This window comes from Lutibacter oceani, assembly GCF_003384935.1.
Taxonomy (GTDB): Bacteria; Bacteroidota; Bacteroidia; order Flavobacteriales; family Flavobacteriaceae; genus Lutibacter; species Lutibacter oceani.
In genome coordinates this window covers 238,591-262,606 of sequence record NZ_QTTQ01000010.1, presented here as the reverse complement: position 1 = coordinate 262,606, position 24,016 = coordinate 238,591, and the positions used below count along the sequence as shown (strand labels likewise).

Here is a 24,016-nt window from a genome sequence, read left to right as displayed (position 1 = left end):
CAATAAATTGATTTTTAATAATATACATTACTAATTAATTAAATTATGTTACAAAAAATTATTAAGTTAAGTATTGATAATAAACTTATTATACTTTTAATAACTGCTGCAATAGTGGGTTTTGGATTATTTTCATTAACTCAAATTCCAATTGGGGCAGTGCCCGATATTACAAATAATCAGGTTCAAGTTATTACAACTTCAAGAAATTTATCTACTCAAGATGTAGAGCAATTTATAACTTATCCTGTAGAATTAGAAATGGCTAATTTGCCAGGTGTTCAAGAAATTAGATCCGTTTCAAAATTTGGTTTATCAGTTGTTACTATTGTTTTTGATGATGCAATGGACACCTATTTACCAAGACAGCTAATTGCTGAAAAGATAAAAACTGCATCTGAAAAAATTCCAGAAGGATTTGGAACACCAGAAATGGGACCAATAACAACCGGTTTAGGAGAAATATATCAGTATATTTTAGATACAAAACCTGGATATAAAAATCGTTACTCACCTATGGAATTGCGCACCATTCAAGATTGGGTGGTAAAGCGTCAATTATCTGGTATTCCGGGTGTTGTAGAAGTAAATACTTGGGGTGGATTTTTAAAACAATATGAAGTTGCTTTAAATCCCGAGAAGTTAAAATCTATGAATATTACATCTGCACAAATATTAGATGCTATTGAAATGAATAATAGCGTTGCAGGAGGTGGATATATTGAAAAAACAAATGAAAGTTATTTTGTTAGAGGAGAAGGATTAATAAAATCGTTGGATGATATTAAAAACATTGTTATAAAAAATGTTGAAGGAGTTCCAGTTTTAATAAAGCACGTTGCAGAAGTAAATTATGGATTTGCTACACGTTTTGGTGCTATTACTGGTAATGGAGAAGGAGAGAAGGTGCTTGGGCAAGTAATGATGCTAAAAGATGGTGACTCAAATAAAGTTATTGAAGCTGTAAAACAACGTGTTGCCGAAATTCAAAAAACATTACCAGAAGGTGTTTTTATAAATGGCTTTTTAGAACGTAGTGAACTTATTGGAAAAACTACTTTTACAGTAGCGGAAAATTTAATACTAGGAATTATTATTGTAATTTTTGTTGTTATTTTATTATTAGGAAGTTTTAGATCTGGTTTGGTTGTTGCATCTGTAATTCCGCTATCCTTATTATTTACATTATCAATGATGTATATTTTTGGAATTGATGCAAATTTAATGAGTTTAGGTGCCATTGATTTTGGTATTATTATAGATGGAGCCGTAATTATTGTTGAATTTATTGCCTTTAAAATTACAGCTAAAAGAAGCGAATTAATTACTTTTTCTAGCAGTGAAAGGCAGCAACATATTGATGAAATTACTTATGATAGTAGTTCAAAGATGATGACTTCTGCTATTTTTGGACAACTTATAATCTTAATTGTTTTCATTCCAATTTTATCCTTAAGTGGCGTTGAAGGAAAAATGTTTAAACCAATGGCTATGGCTTTTAGTTTTGCATTAATTGGGGCAATGTTTTTATGTTTTACCTATGTTCCAGTAATTTCTTCAATATTTTTAAAACCTGAAAAAGTTACAAAAAATAACGTGTCAAAGCGCTTAATGTCATTCTTTTATATACTTTATGAACCTGTAATTAAATGGGCTTTATTTCATAAAAAAATAGTAATTATTGCATCCTTAGGTTTATTAGTTATTACAAGTTTAATTTTCAGTAAAATGGGAGGGGAATTTATTCCAACTTTAGATGAGGGTGATTTTGTAATTCAACCCGTATTAAAAACAGGAACTTCACTTTCTAAAACGGTAGAAATTACAACACAAATTGAACAAATTTTGTTAGAGAACTTTCCGGAGGTAGATCAGGTTGTTTCACGGATTGGAGCAGCTGAAGTACCAACCGATCCAATGTCTATGGAAGAAAGTGATGTAATTATAAAATTAAAGCCTAAAAAAGAATGGGTTTCTGCAGATTCAAAAGATGAATTGGCCGATAAGTTTAAAGAAGAACTGTCCATAATTCCAGGAATAGATTTTGAATTTACACAACCAATTGAAATGCGTTTTAATGAGCTAATTACTGGTGTTAGGGCTGATGTAGCTGTTAAAATATTTGGCGATGACTTATCTGTTTTAGCAAAAAAGGCTGATGAAATTAAAGCTAAAATAGCAAACGTTGAAGGTGCCTCGGATATTATTGTTGAAAAAATTGACGGTTTACCTCAAATGACAGTTACTTATAACAGAAAAAAAGTTGCTCGTTATGGGTTAAATATTAAGGCACTAAATGATATTGTTTCTATGGCATTTGCCGGTAATACTTTAGGCAATGTATTTGAAGGTGAACGTAGATTTGATTTGGTAGTTAGACTGCATGCTGATTATAGAAAAAATATCGAAAATCTAAAAAATTTATATGTTGATACTCCTTTGGGATATAAAGTTCCATTACATGAATTGGCAACAATTGAATACACAAAAGGTCCTGCTAAAATATCGAGAGATGACACTAAAAGACGTATAGTTATTGGGGTAAATGTTAGAAACAGAGATATGGAATCAGTTGTGCAAGATGTGCAAAAAATTATTAACACTTCTGTTAAATTACCAGTGGGTTACACTGTGTCTTATGGAGGGCAATTTGAAAATTTAAATAGTGCAAAAGCACGTTTAAAAATTGCAGTTCCAATAGCTTTATTATTAATATTTATAATGCTTCATTTTGCATTTAATTCCATAAAAGACGCATTTATGATTTTTTCAGCAATTCCATTATCAGCAGTAGGAGGTGTATTATTTTTAGGTTTAAGAGGATTGCCTTTTAGTATTTCTGCAGGAGTCGGTTTTATAGCTTTATTTGGTATTGCAGTTTTAAATGGAATTGTATTAATAGAACATTTAAAATCTTTAAAGGAACAAGGAATTAAGGATGTGAATGAACGAATTTTAAAAGGTACAAAAGAAAGATTGCGACCAGTAATATTAACAGCTGCAGCGGCTGCATTAGGATTTTTACCTATGGCAATTTCAACCAATGCCGGTGCTGAAGTACAAAGACCATTAGCAACAGTTGTTATTGGTGGTTTGGTTACTGCAACGGTATTAACCTTAGTAGTTTTACCAGTTTTATATGCAATTTTTGAAAGTAATAAGTTTAATATGAAAAGAACAAATAAATCAAAAATTTTAGTGGTTATTTTATTATTACTTATACCCACTATTGGATTTTCTCAAAAGAAAAATATCTCTGTGGAGGATGCAATTTTAACAGCAATAAATAATAACAAACAATTAAAAATGGATAGGTTAAAAGTTGAAAAAAGTACTAAATTAATAAGTAGTGCTTTTGATATTGATAAAACCAATTTTTATTATACAAAAGACAGAACTAATTTGGGTACTAATGGAAAACCCTTTGAAACATTTGGAATTGAACAAAAAATTGCATTTCCTACAATTTATATAACGAAAAAAAAGGCTGCCAAAATAAATAAAACCTTGGCTGAGTTAAATTATGAAATATCAAAAAATGAATTGATTAAAAATGTATCAAAAGCGTTTTATGAAGTTGTTTTTTTAAATAAAAAATTAGAACATTTTAGAGAAATAGATAGTTTATATACTAATTTTTCAAAGGCAGCCAAAAGAAAGTTTGAATTAGGAGAATCTAATTATTTAGAAATGATTACTTCACAATCTAAATTTAAACAAAGTGAAATGCAATTGAATCAACTTAAAAAAGATAAAATAATAGCCCTTGAAAAGTTAAATTTTTTATTGCAATCTGAGGAAGAAGTTACTGTTTCAGAAACAGATTTACTAAAAATTAAAGTCGAATCTATTGATATTGAGAATCATTTAATACAGCAATATTTTATTGAAAATAAAGCATTAGTAAGCACTAAAAAAGGAATTGAATCTCAAAGTTTGCTGCCGGATTTACAATTTAATTTTTTCAATAGTAAAGATAAAATTGCAAATACAACTGTAAATAGTTTTCAGGCAGGAATTGCAATTCCAATATTTTTTATGGGAAAATCTTCAGCAATTTCGGCTTCAAAAATTGAAGAAGATATTGCAAATGAGTTAACTTTTGATACCTCATTAAAGCTAAATACTAAATATAAAACTTTATTAGAAGAACTGAAAAAAAGTGAACTTCTTTTAAACTACTATTCTGAAAGTGGTGAGAAATTAGCTTCAGAAATATTAAAAACAGCAAATTCGAGTTACAAAAACGGAGAAATTAATTTTTTTCAATATATACAAAGTCTCGAAACAGCAATTCAAATTAAAATAGACTATTTAAATCAAGTAAACGTATACAATCAAATTGCCTTAGAAATAAATTATTTAAACTTATAGAAATGAAAAAATATATTTTAGTTACCATAAATCTAATAATTATTACAGTTTGGTTAGTTTCTTGTAACTCTTCAAACAGTACAGATAAAGAAGTAATGTCCACAGAGGCAAATGCTAATATAGTTGAAGTTTCAACGGCTCAATTCATAAATTCAAAAATGGAATTGGGAACTTTATCTAAACAAAATTTTAACCAATCTATAAAAACGAATGGCTTTATAGATGTGCCCCCAGCAAATAAAGCAAGTGTAAGTGCTGTTATGGGTGGTTTTATTAAAAAATCGAATTTGTTGGTAGGAAATAATGTAAAAAAAGGACAATTATTAGTAACAATTGAAAACCCTGATTTTATTGAAATTCAACAACAATATTTAGAATTATTTGAGCAATTGAATTTTTTGGAAAGTGAATACAATCGTCAAAAAACACTTTTTGAAGAGCAAATAAGTTCTAAAAAGAATTTTTTAAAAGCAACAAGCGATTTTAAAAGTGCAAAAGCAGCTTATACCGGTTTAGAACAAAAATTGTTATTAATGAATATAGATCCTTCAAATGTAAAATTAGGTAATATATCATCTGTTATTCCTGTATTTGCGCCTATTTCTGGAAGTATAACCAAGGTAAACACTAGCGTTGGTAAATTTATGAGCGCTTCAGATGTTCTATTAGAAATAGTTGATGATGAGCATAAACATTTAGAGTTGGTAGTATTTGAAAAAGATGTATTAAATGTAAAAGAAGGTCAGGTTATTTATTTTCAAACACCTGAAAATTCATTAAAAAAATATAAGGCTGAAGTGCATTTAATCGGAAAATCTATTGATGAACAAAACAGAACTGTAAGAGTTCACGGACATTTAGAAAACGAGCATGAGCCTTTTATTGTTGGTATGTTTGTTGAGGCCGAAATAATAACTAATTCAATTCAAAAAGATGCGTTGCCGTTAAATGCAGTATTAGAAGAAGAAAGTAATTTTTATGTACTTGTTTTAAAAGATAAAAATGATGATTTCTATAAATTTGAGAAAAAAGCAGTTTCAATAGGACAAAAAACCGAAGATTGGATAGAAATTTTGGATTCAGAAAATATATTATCTGACAATCAAATATTAATAAATGGCGCTTTTATTCCACTAGAATAACTTATAAACATTATATAATAATTAAGAGTTATCTAAATTCTGTTTTGTATTTTTGATACAAATTAAAAAATAAATAAAATGAGCAACGGACAATTACAATTACCAAAAACTATAATGCCAATTATTATTATAGGTATTATAGCAATTATATTTTTATCAAAATCTACTGTTACTATTGATGCAGGTGAAGCAGGAGTATTATGGAAACGATTTGCAGGAGGTGTAGTAACAGATGAAGCACCTTTAGGTGAAGGATTTCATATTGTAGCACCTTGGAATGAGGTAATAGTTTACGAAGTACGTCAACAAGAACTTTACGAAAAAATGAAAGTACTTTCATCAAATGGATTGGATATTCTATTAGAAACTTCAACTTGGTATTTACCTAAAGCAAATGAATTAGGGAAATTACATCAACAAATTGGTGAAAACTATTTAGAAAGAATTATTAAACCGGCTTTGAGATCTGCAGCAAGAAGTGTTGTGGGGCGTTATACACCTGAGCAATTGTATTCAAGTAAAAGAGATGTAATTCAAAATGAGATTTTTGAAGAAACAAGAATAATTTTAGAAGATCAGTTTATTCAATTAAATGAAGTTTTAGTACGTGATGTAACATTGCCACCAACTATTAAAGATGCTATTGAGCGTAAATTAAAACAAGAACAGGAATCTTTAGAATATGAGTTTAGACTAGTTACAGCAACAAAAGAAGCTGAAAAACAAATAATTGAAGCACAAGGTAAAGCAGATGCAAACCGTATTTTAAGTGCCTCTTTAACAGATAAAATCTTACAGGATAAAGGTATTGAAGCAACAATTAAATTATCTGAATCTACTAATAGTAAGGTAATTGTTATTGGTAGTGGAAAAGATGGATTGCCTTTAATTTTAGGAAATCAATAATTTTTAAAATTATTTTATAAAAAAGGCAGCCAAATGGCTGCCTTTTTTATTGCTTATTAACTATTTGAATTCCTATTATTTAAAAGATGTAAGTAAAATTTATATATTTACAATAACCCTTAGATTAATTTAGTCTAATTCACAAAGAATTAAACCCCTTCTATTTTAAAAAACTAACAGTATAATTATGGGTATACCAATAAAAATACTTATTGTAGAAGATGAAATGATAATTGCAGCTAATATTTCATTGCAGTTAAATAAGCTGGGTTATAAAATTAGTGGGATAGTTTCTAGAGGTGAAGATATTTTAAACAGTATTAAAAAAGATACACCGAATATTATTTTATTAGATATTCAATTAAAAGGAAAACTAGATGGTATTGAAGCTGCAAAACTGGTGCAAAAGGAATATGAAATCCCAATTATTTTTCTAACTTCTAATACAAATGATACTTATTTTAATAGAGCAAAAGAAATAGAACCTTATGCATTTATATCTAAACCTTTTAAAAAATTAGATTTGCAACATGCTATTGAACTTGCAGTAAATAGAATGATGAGTGAAGATAAATTAATTGAAAAAAATGGTGAAACTAACAATTCGCCAATTATTTTAAGTGACCGAATATTTATTAGGTGTAATGAAAAAATGATTAAAATTAGTATTAATGATATTTATTATATTGAAGCTGATCGCAATTATTGTAGAATTTTCTCGAAAAATAAAGAGTATTTGATAGTAATTACACTTAAAGATTTTGATGAAAAATTACCTAATGAATATTTTCTACGTATTCATCGTTCTTATATTGTAAACCTTTTTCATATAGACGAAGTTGCTGGAAGTCATGTAGTAATTTCTAAAAAAGCCATTCCATTGAGTAAGTCATTAAAAACCGATTTATTAAACAGATTACAGACAATTTAATATTTAATAATTTTTTTAAACTTTAAATTTAAGAGAAATAGACGTTCCTCCATTTGTTTCCAGTTTTAATTCACCATCTAATTGCTGTGTTAATAAATTAATAAGCTGCGTTCCAAAGCCTGTATTTTTTTCATTTTCATTTATTCCAATACCATTATCAGTAATTTTTAATAGTAGTGAATGTTGATCAATTTTTTTTAAGCTAATAATAATTTTCCCTTTTCTATTATTTGGAAATGCATATTTAAATGAATTTGTTAATAGTTCATTTACAATTAATCCCAGTGGTATGGAGGTATCAATATCAAGTTCAATAAAATCGACCTGATAATCTAATTCTATGCTGTTTTCGAAACCAAAGGATTCTAAAATATGACTTCCTAAATAAATTAAGTAATCTTTCATTTCAATTAACCCCAATTTTTTTCCCTGGTACAATCGTTGATGAATCATACTTATTGAATATACTCTGTTTTGGCTTACCTGAATAGCATTAATTATATTAGTATCATCTATTTGAGCAGCTTGTAATGATAATAGACTTGAAATAATTTCCAAATTATTTTTTACCCTATGGTGAATTTCCTTTAATAAAAACTCTTTTTCTTTATTTTGTTTTTCTAATAAATTACTTTTCTTTTTATCAATTTTATATGTTATATAAAGTATAATTAGAATTAGAAACAATAAACTGGAAATAATTATTATTAATGTTTGAGTGATTTTTTGTTCCTTTATTTTAGATTCTTGTTTTAGGATGGTATTATCTTTTTGATTTACATCAAATTCGGTTTGCAGTAAGGAAATTCTTTGATCTGCCTCTACAGTAAAAAGTTCATTTTTTAATTTGTCATACTCAGCAAAAGCTTGGTATGCTTCTTTATAACTATGATTTCCTGCAAACGCTCTACCTAAAGCTTCATAAGCCTTACTTAAATAATAATTATCTCCAAAATCATCTGTTGCAATTTCAATACATTTTTGTAAACTTTCAATTGCAGTTTGATATTTTCCTTGTAAATTTTGCATTTTTCCAACTGAAAGCCAGGAACGCATTAACATAAAGTTGTTATCAAGTAATTCAGCATATTTAATAGCATTAACACCAGATTCTTCAGCCTTATCAAATTGATTTAAATAGGTATTTAAATCAACTAAAGAAATATATACATCACTTAAATTATTATAAAACCCATAGCGTTCACCTACAATTATAGCATGCTCATAATAATTAAGAGCCTCTTCATATTTTTTAAGATCTAAATAATTATTTCCAACTACATATAACGTAAAATCATAATCTAAATCATTAATACCACGTTCTTCAAAAACCTCAATAGATTTTAGTCCGTATTCTAATCCTTTTTCAAATTTAGCCTGTTTCCAAAAAAGATTACTTAAATCGCTGTATGCTAATGCAATGGCTTTGTTGTCGTTTAATTTTTCACCAAGCCTTAAAGATTCTAACACATAATCAGCAGCTTTATCGAGTTGTCCTTTTCGTTCAAAAACATAACCTAGCTGTGTATTTAAAAAAGGTAAATCGGCTACTTTTACCATAGATTTTGCATCTTGTAAAACTGAAAAAGCACTATCTAGTTTTTCCATTCGTAACAGAATAGCCCCTTGAGTTATTTGAAATCTACCCAGCCACAGAGTATTATTTTTTTCTTTTGATAGTTTTATTCCGTTTTTGGTAAAGTCTAATGCAGTAATTAAGTTCCGTGTGTGCCAATAATATGCTAAATCATTAAGTATAGAGAATTGAATTGTATCATTATCAACTTTATCAAATGCATCCTCAAGAATATTTAAATAAGAGGCGCCAAAATTATCAGTTTCAACAAAAACTTTCTTATAGGGGTTTTTATTATTCAAATCAATAATTTGACTATAACAAAAAGTATGATTAAAAATAAAGAATACACCTGTTAAAATCAAGGTTAAAACATCCTTTTTCATATATAATTGTTTGAAATATAATAAATTAAGATTACTAAAATACAAATATTATGTTTATAAATAGCTTTGGTAACAAAAAATACTATTTCGGACAATAATTGAAACGTTTCGTCCAAAACTAGTTGATTTTTTATAAGAATATCAATTAATTAGATTCAAAATGAATTTAATGAAAGCTATAAAATTTCTATTGGTACTACTTTTAGTTTTCTTTATTTCTTGTAATAGTGATCAAGCAAATATAGAAGCAAAAGAAGCACTTATAAATGCCAATTTAGAATTATTTATAAAAACTTTTCATAATAAAAAAGATGATGTAGCTCAACTTAAAAATATAGTAGAAGAAAGCTATGTTAGAAAAATTAATGGTGTAATAGTTGCTTCTAATTTACAGGAATTAAAAGCAAACATACATTTCTTTTTTAGTGGATTTCCTGATTTTAACTTGGTTAATAACAAAAGTTATATAAAAGATAATGATGTATTTATGTATTGGACTTTTACTGGAAGTAATATTGCTGAATTTGCTGAGCATCCGGCAACAGGTAAGAAAGTTACAGTAAATGGATTTTCGCATATGTACTTTAATAACCAGGGAAAATTATATAAAGAAGAAGTTTTTTATAATGAACTAGACTTATTACAACAATTGGGTTATACCTTAAAAACCCCTGTTGTTGAATGAGATAAACATGCAAAACCATTAACAATAAAAACAAATTACTAACTAAAAATTATTTATTATGAAAAAATTAAAAATTACAATTTTATTAGCAGCCATGCTAATGGTAATACCGTTAACAGCTAATGCACAAGAAGAAAGTACAACACAAGCATATGTTTTTCATACTGATCCTGTGTATCCATCAAAACTAACAGATTATGAGATAGTTGCAAAAAAATTATCAGACGAGTGTAAAAAGTATAAAACCAAAGCAGGCTGGGCAACATTTAAAATGAATGGTACTAATTATGTATATGTTTCTCCGCTTAAGAATATGGCTGAATTAGATGAAAATAATTTTAGTGATCTGCAAGAAAAAATGGGAAAGGATGCTTTTAGAAGTTTATTTAATGAATTTAATCCTTATTACGATTCTCATTCTGATTATGTTATGATTTTAGATAAAGAATTATCTTATATGCCATCAGGAATTAATATAACTCCTGAAGGATTAAACTACCGACATAACACGTTGTATTATTTTACTCCTAATAACTATAATAAAGCTGTTCAAATTGCAAAAGAATTTAAAAAATTATATGCAGATAAAGGATCTAAAGAATATTATAGAGTATATCATAGTGGATTTGGAACTTCTGGTAATTACATAATGGTTGCCAGAGCATCAAAAAATGCAGCTGAATTTGAAAAATCTAGAATAGAAAATAATAACTTAATAGGAGAAGATGGTGGTAAATTGTTTCAAAAATTATTAGGAGTTCTTTTAAAATCTGAAACAATGACAGGCTATATGATACCAGAACTTAGCTATTTTCCAAATTAAGTAACAAATTTAAACCAATTTAGGGGGATGTTATTTTCTCCTTAAAAAATTGAAGTTGCTAAAAAGATGGCAGAAGCAACTGTAATAAACTAAATAAAAAATTGCAGGTATTATTGGTGGTTAAATGTTTTTATAAAGTTTGATTAACCCATTTGATGATTGATTTTAAAGGTTAAATCATCTGAAACAAATTGACTACCAATTTACTTATAAAGTCTAAAATTAATAAAATACACAAATCAACAAATAATGATACATGAGTTTAGAATGTAAAATTAATATTTAATTAATCAAACAGTGCAGAGTCAGCACGATAAACACAGACAATTTAAAAATGAAAAGAATAGCTTTAATTTTTATGATGATGATAACTTTCATCACATATTCACAAAAAAAATCAAATGGAACTGTTTTTATAGATCATCCAGCTATTGTAGCTGTTGAAGCTATGACTAAAGCATTTGTAAGTGGTGATTCTGCTAAAGTAGCTAGTTATTTAGATGATGATTTTAAATCATTTAATGGAGTAGGCACAAGAATAAACGATAAAGGTCAAGATAAAGCATCATTTTCAAGAAGTGCAATAGGGTGGAATAATGCCTTAGATTATTTTTCTATTACGCGTTCAAAAGGAGCTTATCCAGATGCTATAGAATATAAAGAAGACAACCAAAAGGATGTAGTTTGGGTACAAACCTGGGAAGATTTAAAGGGGGTTCACAAAAAAACGGGTGTAAAAGTTGATATGCCAATGCATAAGCTTTATGTTGTTAATAAAAAGAATAAAATATTAACTGTTATAAACTATAACAATGAAAGTGTTTTTGATGAAATAGGTTTCAGCTATGGAAATAGAACAAATGGTACTATTTATAACCATCATGATAACATTAATACAGTACGCAAAGCAATGTATGCTTTTGAAAATTTAGATGTGGATGCTTGTTTAAGTTATTATAGTGACAATGCAACTTTTCGAAATATTAACAATGAAGTTGGAAAATGGAATACCAAAGCTGAAATAAAACCAATGTGGCAGCAATTTTTAGATGATTTTGAAATAGTAAGCATTGAAATGAGAGGATATCCTGATTATTTAGAATATGAAATGAGTGATGGACGTGAAGTATTATCTTGGTGGAACTATCATTTAATTCGCAAATCAGACAAGAAAGAAATTACAGTTCCTATGCATTTTAGCAACGGCTTTGATAAAGATGGGAAAATTATTAGTGAAATGGCATATTATAGCCAAACATTGTTAAATGCCAAGTAAATAACGTATTATAAATCTAAAGGTAGCCTAAACAAAATAAGCTGCCTTTATATTTTTTATAAATACTTCTCGGTGTAAAATAATCACCAAAGCAGCATGAAAGAGAAACAAGAAAATTTAAAAAGAGAAATTGGAATATTGGGATTAATGTCCAATATTATTAATACTGTAATTGGATCTGGAATATTTGTTTTGCCTGCTATTATTGCTGCAGGTCTTGGGTCCGCAAGTATATTGGCATATGTATTTTGTGGTATTTTAATTACTTTAATGATGCTTTGTTTTGCTGAAGTTGGTAGTAAAATAACAGAAACAGGTGGTGTTTATATTTATATTGAAAAGTCATTTGGGAAATTCCCAGGATTTTTAACTGCTATACTTTTATTGTTATCCGCGATAACAGCCGATGCTGCTATTGCTAATGCAATTGTGGAAATAATTTTTAAATTGCTTCCTTCATTACAAAGTGAACTATTAAAAATATTATTTTTTCTATTTTTATTTTCTGGATTAGGATTTATTAATATAAAGGGGCTAAAAAATGGTATTGGTTTTGTTAAAATAATTACGATTATTAAAATAGCACCTCTTTTATTAATAGCATTTATTGGATTCAAAGATGTTAACCTAAATAATTTAGTATTGGAAACAGTACCATCAATTCAACAAATTGGTGAATCTTCACTTATTCTTTACTTTGCTTTTACAGGAGCAGGATCTGCACTTTCGGTTAGTGGTGAAGTACGTAATCCTCAAAAAACAATACCTAAAGCTATCCTTATTAGTATATTTATAATTGGTGTAATTTATGTACTTGTCCAAACAGTTTCACAAGGAGTTTTGGGATCGTCTCTTCCATCATTTACAGAAAATCCACTGGGTGAAGTAGCAAACAAAATATTTGGGCCTATTGGGTTTACTTTATTAACAATTGGTGCAGCTGTTTCAATGTTTGGCGGTATTAGCAGCAAAATTCTAAGTATCCCAAGAATATTATTTGCAGCCTCTAAAGACAAAGTAATTCCAATAAAAAAATTATCCAAAATTCATATTAAATACTCAACTCCCTACATTGCAATAATTGCTTATGTTACTTTATGTTTTTTATTTGCAATATTAGGTGGATTTAAACAATTAGCAATTTTATCAAGTGCTTCATCACTACTTATATCTTTAGGCATATCCTTGGCAACAATTAAATTGAGGAGGGGTAAAAAGTTTGTTTCCCATGGAAAAACATTTAAAATTCCTGGAGGTTATATCGTTCCGATATTATCATTTATAGTTATTCTGTGGTTTCTTTCTAATCTGTCCGAAAATAAAATTTTAGGAATTGGAATATTTATTATTATTCTAACATTACTATACTTTTTAATTAATTCAAAAATAATAAAGCGCCTAACAAAAAAATATATTGAATTTGGCAGATAGTGCTAAAAATGAAGGTTACACCTATTAAAATTTAAAAACAACTAAAATGACAGAATCTATAAATAAAATAAAAAAGTCTAAAAGAATTCGCTTTGAAAAATCAGGATATTACCTTGCTATTTTGGTTATCTTAATGCTATTGGGGTTTTGGCCTTCATACTTTTCCAAATTTATTGATGGAACAGCAAACTTTAATTCTTACTTCCATTTTCATGCTATTATGGCATCGCTTTGGATTACTCTTTTAATAATACAACCCATTTTAATCAGAAAAAAGAAATTAGCTATTCATAAATTAATTGGAAAATTCAGCTATTTTATTTTACCCTTATTTTTCATTTCAGTAATACTTTTAAAACATAACACAATTAATGGTGAAATTACTGATGATTTAGGTTCAAGCCTTTGGCTACAGGTAAAAGATTTAGTAATTATAGGTATTATGTATACTATTGCAATAGTAAACAGAAGTAATATGCAAATTCATGCAAGGGCCATGATTGCAACCGGCATTGTATTTATAGAACCAACTTTAGGTAGATTTATTATTTTTACTGTTTTACCTGAGCCAAATTTCATACTTGGATTAGCAATTACGGTTGCCTTTATGTATGTACTACTTATTTCTCTTATTATTATAGAACGAAAACAAACAAGTGGAAGATGGGTATTTCCTCTTCTTTTATTGTTATACATTATATTTCATTATTTAATTTTCTTTAAAATAAGCTTTCCTTTTTGGGATGCATTTGCGAATTGGTTTGCACGGTTACCAATTACTTGATTTTTTTGATGAAGATTTAAGAAAACTAAAATGAATAAACTAAGAGTTTCCAATTTTAATAAGTTATAAACAACTAAAGTATGGCTTCAAAGTTAGTAATTGAAAAATCTAAAATAATAGAGAATAATCGGTTTTTAACCGAAAATCCTATATTAAGATACCTAACGTTTTCTGCCTTGTATCTTGTACAAGGCATTCCCGAAGGTATTACTTATTTTGCTATTCCTGCTTGGCTGGCTATGAATAATAAAACACCAGTTGAAATAGCTAGTTTTGTTGCGGTTATTGGAATTCCTTGGAGTTTTAAAATTTTGATTGCACCGCTTATGGATCGTTTTACCATTTTATCAATGGGACGAAAACGACCTTGGGTAATCTTTGGGCAATTAGGATTAATAATTAGCTTTTTAGCTATAGGTTTGGTACAAGACCCTTTAAATAATTTAAATGGGTTGATGATTTCAGGTTTCTTTATTAGTTTTTTTGGGGCATTTCAAGATGTTGCAACAGATGGTATGGCAATAGATATAGTACCAATAAAAGAACAAGCCAGATCCAATGGTTTAATGTGGGGTTCTAAAACAATTGGTACAGCTTTATCCTTGGTAATAGGTACGACTCTTATTAATATGTTAGGATTTACAACTGCCATTTCATCTTTATCTATCGCTGTCGCTTTTATTATACTTGTACCTATTTTTTTTAGAGAACGCCCTGGCGAAAAACTAATGCCTTGGACAAAAGGAGAACCTTCAAAACAATCCAAGAATGCACAACTAAAAAGTTGGAAACAGATATTTAAAAGTCTCTTAAAAATAATCATTTTACCATCTACTATTATTATGGGTGTTGCTTCATTAATCATTGGATTAATGTATGGTTTGATAGATACACTTTTGCCTATTTTTACCATTCAAGAACTAGGATGGACCAACACATCTTATTCACAAGCATATTCAATTACAACTGTTGCAGGAGGTTTCTTTGGTATGTTTGTTGGTGGTGCTTTAGTTGATTTTTTTGGAAACAAAAGAATGATAATCATTTACCTTATTGCAACAATTGTATTAATAGGTAGTCTTGCCTTATTACCTGAATTTTGGAAAAATGATAAATTTATTTTTGTGTTTATAATGCTTTACTATTTATTCTATACCTTTCTTTGTATCGCAATTTTTGCAGCTTGTATGAAACTGTGTTGGGAAGTTGTTGCAGCAACACAATTCACACTATTTATGGCACTTTCAAATATGGGGCGCGCTTCAGGTTCTGGCCTTGTTGGAACTCTTAAAGATATAATGTCTTGGGAATATGTTTTACTATGTACAGCTATTTCTCCATTACTAACCATACTTTTTATAAAATTAATAAATTTTAAAAAGCATAGAAAATCAATCGAAGAATTTACAATTAAATATTAATTTAAAAAAGCTAAACTTATGAAAAAATCAATTACATTATTCTTATTCTCTATTGGATTCTTACTTATTTCTTGTGGAAATCAACAAGTTGAAAAAAATATTAAAATGTATTCCAATACTTGGGATGAAGTTATTAATAATGGAAAATTAGAACTTATTAATGATACCAATTTTGATAAAGATATTATCCTAATTTCAAGTCCTGAAAATATAGTTGGAATTGAGAATTTTAAAGCTTATTATTCGAACTTCATTACTGGATTTTCTAATGTTGAATTCACAATTGTTGATGTGTTTGGACAAGGAGATAAACTGGTTAAACACTGGAAATTTAAAGGAACACATTCTGGTGATTTTTTTGGTATTCCCGCAACTGATGAATTTGTTGATGTAGAAGGCACAACGCTAGTTAAAATGAAAAATGGAAAAATTGCTCAAGAACAAGATTTTATGGATAATATGGTTTTTATGCAACAACTAGGTTTGTTATCTAATCCTGAGAATACTAATATTATTAAAAATCTATATACCGATTTTTCAAATGGAAACATTGAAGGAATAGCTGCAGCAATGGACACCAATATAATATGGAATGAAGCTGAAAATTTTCCTTACGCAGATGGAAATCCTTATATAGGCTTTGATGCTATTGGTGCTGGTGTATTTGGTCGTATTGGAGCAGAGTGGGAGTATTGGAATCTAACAGATTTAGACTATAACGAATTAACAAACAATAAAATTTTAGTAACAGGACGCTATAAAGCTAAATACAAAAAAAATGGAGCTATTATAAATTTACAAATGGCTCATTTATGGACACTTAAGGGTGGTAAAATTATAGCTTTTCAGCAATTTGCAGATACCAAAGGAATAGCAGACGCAATAAAATAAAATTTATTATATATAAACATTTGAATTAAAATAAAAAGGCAACTGATTTAGTTGCTTTTTTATTGTTTATTATTTTCTTTTATAGTGCTACCTTTTTTAATAGCCTTGTAATTTTCATAACATAATAAAACAGCTTCAATTAATTGTAAATCACTTGCCTGTTTTATAAAATAATCAGAATAATTGCATTCGTTTAATAATTCATTTAATTCATTTGCATCCATATCCAAATACTCCATCATCAATTCTCGGTTAAACCTAGATTCTAATTGTTCACGTAATTGATCATCATCACGCATTTTTTTTAACTTTTTTAGTTGTTTTGGACTTTTACCAAACTTGTTATACACAAAATCTATAGGTCTAAACAAGGCATCAATAGGCGAGTTAAATTCTCTTCTTTGTTTTACACCAACTTCATAAGTTTGTGGTAAGCCATTAATATGAATACGAGCATACTTATCCTTTGGAACATTTTTAGCATCAATTTCAAGAACTCCAATTAATTTATGAGATTTCACTATAACCTCACTAATTTCTTCAGTTTTTTCATATAATTCGATAACTAACTCGTTACCTTTAAGTAAATCGTTTGTTATTTTTAATTTAATTGACTGAAAACCTAAATAAGACACATAAATAGTATCATTAACTGCGGTAGCTATTTCAAAATTACCAGTATCATTGGTAATGGTTCCAAACACTGAGTTCAAATTAAATAAATGTGCTCCTTTTAATGGAGTTTTATCTAAATGGTTTACAACTTGTCCTTTTAAAGACACAGAAAGTGCATTGTTTTTTAAAGTATCAATTCCAACTGGTTCTTGTGAAAAACCTTTTATTGAAATTAAAAATAATGCTATATATATTATTCTTTTTATCATATGCAATTATACTAAATATTCGTTATAAACTTTGTTAAGGAATAACAAAAATTATATGACTTTATTAAAAAAAAATAAAGCTTCCATTTAAAAAAACAGAAGCTTTATTTTTAATATTTAAATTATTTGAAAAAATTAAATAAATTTAATCTGTTTTAAAATTCCAAACTTGACCTAAAGTTTCACCACCTTTATCATCTTTAACAACAACCTTCCAAAAATAATCTGTTGAAGCATTTACATCTACAGTATACGTTTTTGTAGTTTGGTTTGTTGAAACAATTGTAGTTGGAGGGTTTTCAGTTCCAAAATACACATCAAAAGTAAGTGGATCATTATCAACATCTGAAGCATTCCATTCAAGAGCTGCACTAGTTTCAGTAACTATAGCGTTTAAAGTAGGCGAAACTATTTCAGGTGAAAATGGTAAATAATTTGAAACTCCTTCGCCTTCAGTATAAAATGAGTTAGCAGTAGAATAGCTACTAGCTTTATTTTTACTATCTTTTGCACTTACTCTCCAATAATAAGCAACACCTTTTTCTAAAGAAATTGTTCTAGTTGTACTTGTATTTGAAATAGACTGTACTATTTCAGTAAATTGGTTATCTTTTGCTATTTGAATTTGATATGATACAGTGTCGCCATCAGGATCGGTTGATGCATTCCAGCTAAAATTAATTGAGTTATCTATACATAGCAAATTTGCTGAAGGATAAACCAATGTTGGAACGGATGGAGCATTATTCTCTGGAGTTGGATCTGGGGGTGTATCACCACCTGAACCTCCACAAGACCATAATAAAGTTCCAATTACAACTGTATATATAAATTTTTTCATAATTTATTTTAAAATAAGAGATTTAATAAAAGATAAAATTACTGTTTTTTTAAACTAGAAACAACCTTAAAAGTGTAAAAATTAAAATTACTTTATTTTGTGCGCGTGACTGGAGTCGAACCAGCACTTTCTAAGCGAAAACCAGCCCCTCAAGCTGGCGCGTCTACCAATTCCGCCACACGCGCAGTACTTTTATATACAAAAAAAGTTAAGTAAAAACTTAACTTTTTGTGACCTGGCTGGGGCTCGAACCCAGGACCACCTCCTTAAAAGGGAGGTGCTCTACCAACTGAGCTACCAGGTCAATTGTCCTTTTGCAATTGCGAGTGCAAATATACTATCAAAAGTTTAAAAACCAAGTTTTTTTATGTAGTTTTTTAAACGATATTTGTATCCGTGTATTAAAACAAATTAAAGTTTACATGAAAATTGTACTATTAGGTTATATGGCATCTGGTAAATCAGCTATTGGAAAATTGTTATCGTTAAAGTTAAACCTTCCTTTTATTGATTTAGATAATTATATTGAAACTTGTGAAGGGATTTCAATTAGTGCTATTTTTTCAACAAAAGGCGAAATTTATTTCAGAAAAAAAGAAAGCGAGTACTTACAAGAATTAATAAATTTGAAAAATGATTGTATTATATCTTTAGGTGGAGGCACTCCTTGTTATGGAAATAATATGGATATTATTACAAATAACTCAAAATCAATTTATTTAAGCGCCACAATAAATACTATTTTTGAAAGACTAAAAAGTGAGACTTCACAAAGGCCTCTTGTTGCTACAATAGGTAAAGAAAATTTGAAGGAATATATTGCTAAGCATTTATTTGAACGCTCACCCTATTACTCTAAAGCTGATGAGATAATTTCTGTAGATAATAAAACAATTGAACAAATAGTTAAAGAAATTAAAGTCTTACTCTAAAACTGCGTAAGAATTTTTCTTATCAAAAATTACGTTTATATGTTCTTGCATTGAAGTAGATAACGAGATTCCTTTAAAATCAGCTTTTACAGGGTACTTTTTATGATTTCTATTTATTAAAACTGCAGTTTTAAAACGCTTTAAAGGAACTTCTAAAAAATGTTTAATACCATATATTAAGGTTGTCCCAGAGCTTAAAACGTCATCAACCAGTACTAAAGATTTATTTTTATATTCGCTAGCCGGTATGCTAGTTGTAATTTCTTTAATAGGATTTTTCTTATCTATTTTAACTTCACATAAAACAACTTTTACTTCAGAAATAGCACTTAATATTTTTGCTATATTCTGCGCAAATACATAACCATTTCCATTAATACCTGCAATAATTATTTCCTTTTCATTGCAATTGCTTTCATATATTTGGTAAGCAATTCTTCTGGTTTTATTTTGAATTTGCTCGTTTGTTAAAATAATTGAACTTTCCATTATGATTATTTTTTTTCAAAGATAAAAAACAATTCTCTACCTTGTCTTTGTTTTATTGAATTATAACATTTTTCAAAAACTTTAATTTCAAATTTAGCATAAAATAATTGAATATATTCTATTAAATTTCCTCCAAAAGGAGGCCCTTCTTCAGTCAAATCAAAATCAAATAATAATCCTACAAGCTTTCCTTTAATACTTAATAAATCATACATTTTATCAACATAATTTTTGCGTAATTCTGGAGTTAAAGCACAAAAAAAAGTCTGCTCAATTATTAAATCATAAGTATTATTATGTTCAAAGAAATTTTGATGAATTAAATTGTTTTTTGGAAATTCAGGTATTCTCGTATGTATATTATTTAGTGGTTGCGCTACAATATCTAATACATTTATATTTTTAAAACCTTTATTTAACAAATATTCAGCTTCATAACTATTTCCACCACCTGGAATTAATATTCTTAATTCTTTGTAATTTAGCTGATTAATATATTTTTTAATAGGAGTAGAGACAAAACCAATATCCCAACCAGTTTTATTATTTTCATATTTATGCTCCCAAAATTCTCTGTTAAAACTATTGTTAATCTTCTTGTAAGTCATCTATATCTCTTCTATCTTTCTTTGTTGGTCTTCCAGTTCCTTTTTTTCTATAATAATCTTTTGAATATTTTAAAAGTTCAAATTTTTCAAACTCTTCTTGCGGTGTACAGTCTTTTCTGTATAAATCAACTAATTTAGCACCAACTCTGTTTAATGGAATGTCTAATACTTGTATTTTATAATTTATTTGTTCTTTGCGGATAGCTATTATTTCTCCATTAAATATTAATCTAGAAGCTTTTACACTTGTATCGTTAATTTTAACATGTCCTTTTTTACATGCTTCAGTTGCAATACTTCGGGTTTTATAAAACCTAATACACCATAAATATTTATCTATTCGCATTTTATTCCTATAATAAAGTTAAATTTTACGTATTCCTTTTTAACAAAGATATTAAAATAGTATCTTGCGCACCTTAAAATAAAAGTAAATGAAAATTAAAAATTTAATAGGATTATTAATAATAGGTTTAGTTATTTTTTCATGTAAAAAAGATGATAATAATACCGTGGATTTTGATGCTGCAGCACAAGCAATTGAGGATGATAATACATTAATTGAATATTTACAATCACATTATTTAAATGAAGAAGATGGTGGTATTTGGACAGTTACAAATGATGAATCCCCGTTAATGAATGATTCTAGACTTAATGTTCAAAACGTAGTTAAAGATGATATTTCTTATAAGTTATATTATTTAAAACAAAATGAAGGGGTTACAGTTTCTCCAACTGTTGCTGACTCCGTTTTAGCTACATATACAGGTATGAGATTAGATAGTGTAGTTTTTGATACACGTGCTAGTGTAATTTGGTTTTCTTTAACTGGGGTTATAGATGGCTGGAGCTATGGATTTACAAATTTTAAAGGAGGTAATAAGGTGATTGCTGAAGATGAGTCTTTTTATTATGAAAACTCTGGGAAAGGAATTTTATTTATTCCTTCTGGTTTAGCATATGGTAATATTGCGCAAACAACAATACCAGCTAATGCACCTTTGATTTTTGAGTTTGAATTACATGCTGTAAATGATGCAGACCATGACAATGATGGAATTTTATCTATTAATGAAGATATTGATGGAGATGGTAATGTTAAAAATGATGATACAGATAGTGATACTATACCTAATTATTTAGATAGTGATGATGATGGTGATGGAATTTTAACTAAAGATGAAGATGCTAATGAAGATGGAGATCCTACAAATGATGATACAGATGGTGATGGAATACCAGATTATTTGGATGCAGATAATTAAAATAAATTAATTATAATACAAAAAAAGCTTCTCAATTTTGAGAAGCTTTTTTTGTATTTATATAATAATTAACTTCATTCTAAACTTAAAAATGAAATTAATAATACTAGTTTTTTCCTTTAGATAAACTATATGATAAACTAAAAATTAGTTGTTCTGGCCTAGAATCTAACTTAAAAGTATCACCTGCATTTGTCCAATTAGCTTCATTCTCACTTAAACCTCTTTCATACCTAACATCAATGCCAATTCTTCCAAATTCTATTGAGGCTCCAATATTCATACCCACAGAAAATTCATTTTCAACATCACTAATACTTAAACCTTTTATTTTATTATCAATTACATATTGAAATGCAGGACCTGCAAAAACGTTTAAAGGACCAATTAATTTAATGCCTACTAAAACAGGAACATCAATTTTAGACAATTTATAATCTTCTGTATTTCCAGTATTTAAGGTATATTCACTAGTAGTTTTTGTATAAACTAATTCTGGTCGCAAATAAATTGGACCTAAATCTAATTTTCCATAAAAACCTACATTAAATCCAGATTTTCCTTTTCCTTCATTTTTGTAAATATTATCTACTTCGGTTGTAAATTCTTTCAGATCTCCATTAGAATTATAACTTAAACCTGCTTTAATACCAAAATCACTTTGAGCATTCATTAACATTATTGTTGCTAAAAATGCAATTGAAAATAATACTGTTCTTTTTTTCATATTGAATGTTTATTTAGGGTTATTACAATAATTTAAACGAAACAAAAAGAATATTATTTTCTAACAATTACTTTTTTAGCAGCTGCTACAATAGCTTTATCGTTTAAATTATATTTTTCCATTAATTGAGCTGGAGTACCAGATTCTCCAAAACTATCATTTACAGCCACAAATTCTTGAGGCACTAAATTGTTTTGAACTAATAATCGAGAAACACTTTCTCCTAAACCACCAATAATATTATGCTCTTCAGTAGTTACAATACAACCAGTTTTAGCTATAGATTTTAAAATAGCTTCATCATCTAATGGTTTAATGGTGTGAATATTAATTACTTCAGCACTAATCCCCATAGCTTCTAATTGCTCTGAGGCTTGTAAAGCTTCCCAAACTAAATGACCAGTAGCTACTATAGTAACATCAGTTCCTTCGGTTAATTGAATTGCTTTTCCAACAATAAATTCTTGATCTTCCGGCATAAATACAGGAACAACAGGACGTCCAAAACGTAAATATACAGGTCCGTGGTGATCAGCAATTGCAATAGTAGCTGCTTTTGTTTGATTATAGTCACAAGTATTAATAACTGTCATACCTGGTAACATTTTCATTAAACCAATATCTTCTAAGATTTGGTGTGTTGCACCATCTTCACCAAGTGTTAAACCTGCATGTGACGCACATATTTTTACATTCTTATCAGAATAAGCAACTGATTGACGAATTTGGTCATAAACTCTACCAGTTGAAAAATTTGCAAATGTTCCAGTAAATGGAATTTTCCCTCCAATTGTTAAACCAGCTGCAATACCAATCATATTAGCTTCTGCAATACCAATTTGGAAAAAGCGCTCTGGATGATTTTCAATAAATTTCTCCATTTTTAGAGACCCAATTAAATCAGCACAAAGTGCAACTACATTTTCATTTTTATCTCCTAGTTCAGCTAAACCTGCACCAAATCCTGATCTGGTATCTTTTTTTTCAGTGTATGTGTATTTTTTCATTGTGTATTTTATTAAAAATCGTTCAAAAATAAGGATAATTTATGGTACGTACTTATAATTTTATTAATTCTTCATATAATTTATGAACAGGTAATCCCATTACATTATAATAACTTCCTTCTAACCGTGTAATGCCTATAAAACCTATCCATTCTTGTATTCCATAAGCACCAGCTTTATCAAATGGCCTGTAATTTTCAACATAATAAACAAGCTCTTCTTCAGATAAGTTTTTGAAGTAAACTATGGTTTCATCATAAAAAACTTTTTGAATTTCTTTGGTCTTAATACAAATTGAGGTAAAAACAACGTGTTTTGTTCCAGATAATTGTTGTAACATATTAATTGCTTCAAATTTATCCTTTGGTTTTTCTAAGGCTTTATTATTATGCCAAACAATGGTATCAGCAGTTACTACTATGTCATTTTCACCAATTTCATTCTCAAAAACTTGCGCCTTTAATTCGGCTAAATAATTTGTTATTTCTTCTTTTTTTAAAGTTAAGGGATAAATTTCTTCAACTTCTTTTACTTTTATTGAAAAGTTTATACCTAATTCTTTAAATAATTCTTGACGTCTTGGAGAACCAGATGCTAATATTATATTCTTATTTTTAAATTTATTATGAAGCAT

General features: G+C 28.2%; 22 protein-coding genes and 2 tRNA genes. 13 read left to right on the top strand and 11 right to left on the bottom strand.

The features are described from left to right. Nucleotides 1-45 precede the first annotated feature (45 nt). The 4 genes from BX611_RS06680 to BX611_RS06665 all read left to right on the top strand — a co-directional run bounded on the left by BX611_RS06680 (nucleotide 46) and on the right by BX611_RS06665 (nucleotide 7,353). Nucleotides 46-4,374 (top strand): CusA/CzcA family heavy metal efflux RND transporter, encoded by a 4,329-nt coding sequence (locus BX611_RS06680; RefSeq protein WP_115879449.1) that lies wholly within the window; start codon nucleotides 46-48, stop codon nucleotides 4,372-4,374. 2 nt (nucleotides 4,375-4,376) lie between these two features. After that, nucleotides 4,377-5,516 (top strand): efflux RND transporter periplasmic adaptor subunit, encoded by a 1,140-nt coding sequence (locus tag BX611_RS06675; protein WP_115879447.1) that lies wholly within the window; start codon nucleotides 4,377-4,379, stop codon nucleotides 5,514-5,516. Nucleotides 5,517-5,594: 78 nt separating this feature from the next. After that, nucleotides 5,595-6,422, top strand: coding sequence for a prohibitin family protein (locus BX611_RS06670; RefSeq protein ID WP_115879445.1), 828 nt, complete (start codon nucleotides 5,595-5,597; stop codon nucleotides 6,420-6,422). Nucleotides 6,423-6,609: 187 nt separating this feature from the next. Then, nucleotides 6,610-7,353, top strand: coding sequence for a LytR/AlgR family response regulator transcription factor (locus BX611_RS06665; RefSeq protein WP_115879443.1), 744 nt, complete (start codon nucleotides 6,610-6,612; stop codon nucleotides 7,351-7,353). Nucleotides 7,354-7,368: 15 nt separating this feature from the next. On the opposite strand, the gene BX611_RS06660 is transcribed toward BX611_RS06665, so the two are convergent. Then, the gene (locus tag BX611_RS06660; protein WP_115879441.1) at nucleotides 7,369-9,315 is read right to left on the bottom strand and encodes a sensor histidine kinase; all 1,947 of its coding nucleotides are present in this window, start codon (nucleotides 9,313-9,315) and stop codon (nucleotides 7,369-7,371) included. Between the two features lie 169 nt (nucleotides 9,316-9,484). Between BX611_RS06660 and BX611_RS06655 the strand changes: the two genes are divergently transcribed. The 7 genes from BX611_RS06655 to BX611_RS15035 all read left to right on the top strand — a co-directional run bounded on the left by BX611_RS06655 (nucleotide 9,485) and on the right by BX611_RS15035 (nucleotide 16,626). Further along, nucleotides 9,485-10,000, top strand: a complete 516-nt coding sequence (locus BX611_RS06655; protein WP_162879984.1) for an ester cyclase — start codon at nucleotides 9,485-9,487, stop codon at nucleotides 9,998-10,000. Nucleotides 10,001-10,058: 58 nt separating this feature from the next. Beyond that, nucleotides 10,059-10,823, top strand: a complete 765-nt coding sequence (locus tag BX611_RS06650; RefSeq protein ID WP_115879437.1) for a hypothetical protein — start codon at nucleotides 10,059-10,061, stop codon at nucleotides 10,821-10,823. A 334-nt stretch (nucleotides 10,824-11,157) separates the two neighbouring features. Continuing rightward, nucleotides 11,158-12,099, top strand: coding sequence for a nuclear transport factor 2 family protein (locus tag BX611_RS06645; RefSeq protein WP_115879435.1), 942 nt, complete (start codon nucleotides 11,158-11,160; stop codon nucleotides 12,097-12,099). 96 nt (nucleotides 12,100-12,195) lie between these two features. Then, nucleotides 12,196-13,530, top strand: a complete 1,335-nt coding sequence (locus tag BX611_RS06640; protein WP_115879433.1) for an APC family permease — start codon at nucleotides 12,196-12,198, stop codon at nucleotides 13,528-13,530. A 46-nt stretch (nucleotides 13,531-13,576) separates the two neighbouring features. Further along, on the top strand, nucleotides 13,577-14,314 hold the full coding sequence (locus tag BX611_RS06635) for a hypothetical protein (RefSeq protein WP_115879431.1): 738 nt from the start codon (nucleotides 13,577-13,579) through the stop codon (nucleotides 14,312-14,314). A gap of 80 nt (nucleotides 14,315-14,394) precedes the next feature. Further along, nucleotides 14,395-15,735, top strand: a complete 1,341-nt coding sequence (locus tag BX611_RS06630) for an MFS transporter (RefSeq protein ID WP_115879429.1) — start codon at nucleotides 14,395-14,397, stop codon at nucleotides 15,733-15,735. Between the two features lie 18 nt (nucleotides 15,736-15,753). After that, on the top strand, nucleotides 15,754-16,626 hold the full coding sequence (locus tag BX611_RS15035) for an ester cyclase (RefSeq protein ID WP_162879983.1): 873 nt from the start codon (nucleotides 15,754-15,756) through the stop codon (nucleotides 16,624-16,626). Nucleotides 16,627-16,685: 59 nt separating this feature from the next. On the opposite strand, the gene BX611_RS06620 is transcribed toward BX611_RS15035, so the two are convergent. From BX611_RS06620 to BX611_RS06605, 4 genes are all read right to left on the bottom strand, one after another. Further along, nucleotides 16,686-17,510: a carboxypeptidase-like regulatory domain-containing protein gene (locus BX611_RS06620; protein ID WP_115879427.1), complete on the bottom strand. Its 825-nt coding sequence runs from the start codon at nucleotides 17,508-17,510 to the stop codon at nucleotides 16,686-16,688. A 145-nt stretch (nucleotides 17,511-17,655) separates the two neighbouring features. Beyond that, entirely contained in the window at nucleotides 17,656-18,351 is a 696-nt protein-coding gene (locus tag BX611_RS06615) for a glycoside hydrolase family 78 protein (protein WP_115879425.1), read from the bottom strand. A gap of 100 nt (nucleotides 18,352-18,451) precedes the next feature. Beyond that, nucleotides 18,452-18,536 (bottom strand) — tRNA-Leu (locus BX611_RS06610). A gap of 46 nt (nucleotides 18,537-18,582) precedes the next feature. Then, a tRNA-Lys gene (locus tag BX611_RS06605) sits at nucleotides 18,583-18,655 on the bottom strand. Between the two features lie 118 nt (nucleotides 18,656-18,773). Between BX611_RS06605 and BX611_RS06600 the strand changes: the two genes are divergently transcribed. Then, nucleotides 18,774-19,283 (top strand): shikimate kinase, encoded by a 510-nt coding sequence (locus BX611_RS06600; RefSeq protein WP_115879423.1) that lies wholly within the window; start codon nucleotides 18,774-18,776, stop codon nucleotides 19,281-19,283. Here the strand turns inward: BX611_RS06600 and BX611_RS06595 are convergent. The 3 genes from BX611_RS06595 to BX611_RS06585 are packed head-to-tail and all read right to left on the bottom strand — an operon-like array spanning nucleotide 19,275 to nucleotide 20,726. Beyond that, on the bottom strand, nucleotides 19,275-19,772 hold the full coding sequence (locus BX611_RS06595; protein WP_115879421.1) for a phosphoribosyltransferase family protein: 498 nt from the start codon (nucleotides 19,770-19,772) through the stop codon (nucleotides 19,275-19,277). The two genes, BX611_RS06600 and BX611_RS06595, sit on opposite strands and share 9 nt — an antisense overlap. Nucleotides 19,773-19,777: 5 nt before the next feature. Beyond that, complete coding sequence (locus BX611_RS06590) at nucleotides 19,778-20,380, bottom strand: class I SAM-dependent methyltransferase (protein ID WP_115879419.1); 603 nt, start codon at nucleotides 20,378-20,380, stop codon at nucleotides 19,778-19,780. Then, entirely contained in the window at nucleotides 20,361-20,726 is a 366-nt protein-coding gene (locus BX611_RS06585; RefSeq protein ID WP_115879417.1) for an RNA-binding S4 domain-containing protein, read from the bottom strand. Before BX611_RS06585 ends, BX611_RS06590 begins: the two co-directional genes overlap by 20 nt. Nucleotides 20,727-20,814: 88 nt before the next feature. Here BX611_RS06585 and BX611_RS06580 point away from each other — a divergent pair, with 88 nt between their 5' ends. Next, complete coding sequence (locus BX611_RS06580; RefSeq protein ID WP_115879415.1) at nucleotides 20,815-21,648, top strand: FKBP-type peptidyl-prolyl cis-trans isomerase; 834 nt, start codon at nucleotides 20,815-20,817, stop codon at nucleotides 21,646-21,648. A gap of 106 nt (nucleotides 21,649-21,754) precedes the next feature. Here the strand turns inward: BX611_RS06580 and BX611_RS06575 are convergent, their stop codons facing one another. The 3 genes from BX611_RS06575 to BX611_RS06565 are packed head-to-tail and all read right to left on the bottom strand — an operon-like array spanning nucleotide 21,755 to nucleotide 24,016. After that, a complete protein-coding gene (locus BX611_RS06575; protein ID WP_115879413.1) occupies nucleotides 21,755-22,375 on the bottom strand; it encodes a porin family protein in 621 nt (206 codons plus the stop codon). Between the two features lie 53 nt (nucleotides 22,376-22,428). Further along, nucleotides 22,429-23,382 (bottom strand): transketolase family protein, encoded by a 954-nt coding sequence (locus tag BX611_RS06570; protein ID WP_115879411.1) that lies wholly within the window; start codon nucleotides 23,380-23,382, stop codon nucleotides 22,429-22,431. 52 nt (nucleotides 23,383-23,434) lie between these two features. Next, a complete protein-coding gene (locus tag BX611_RS06565) occupies nucleotides 23,435-24,016 on the bottom strand; it encodes a Maf family nucleotide pyrophosphatase (RefSeq protein WP_115879409.1) in 582 nt (193 codons plus the stop codon).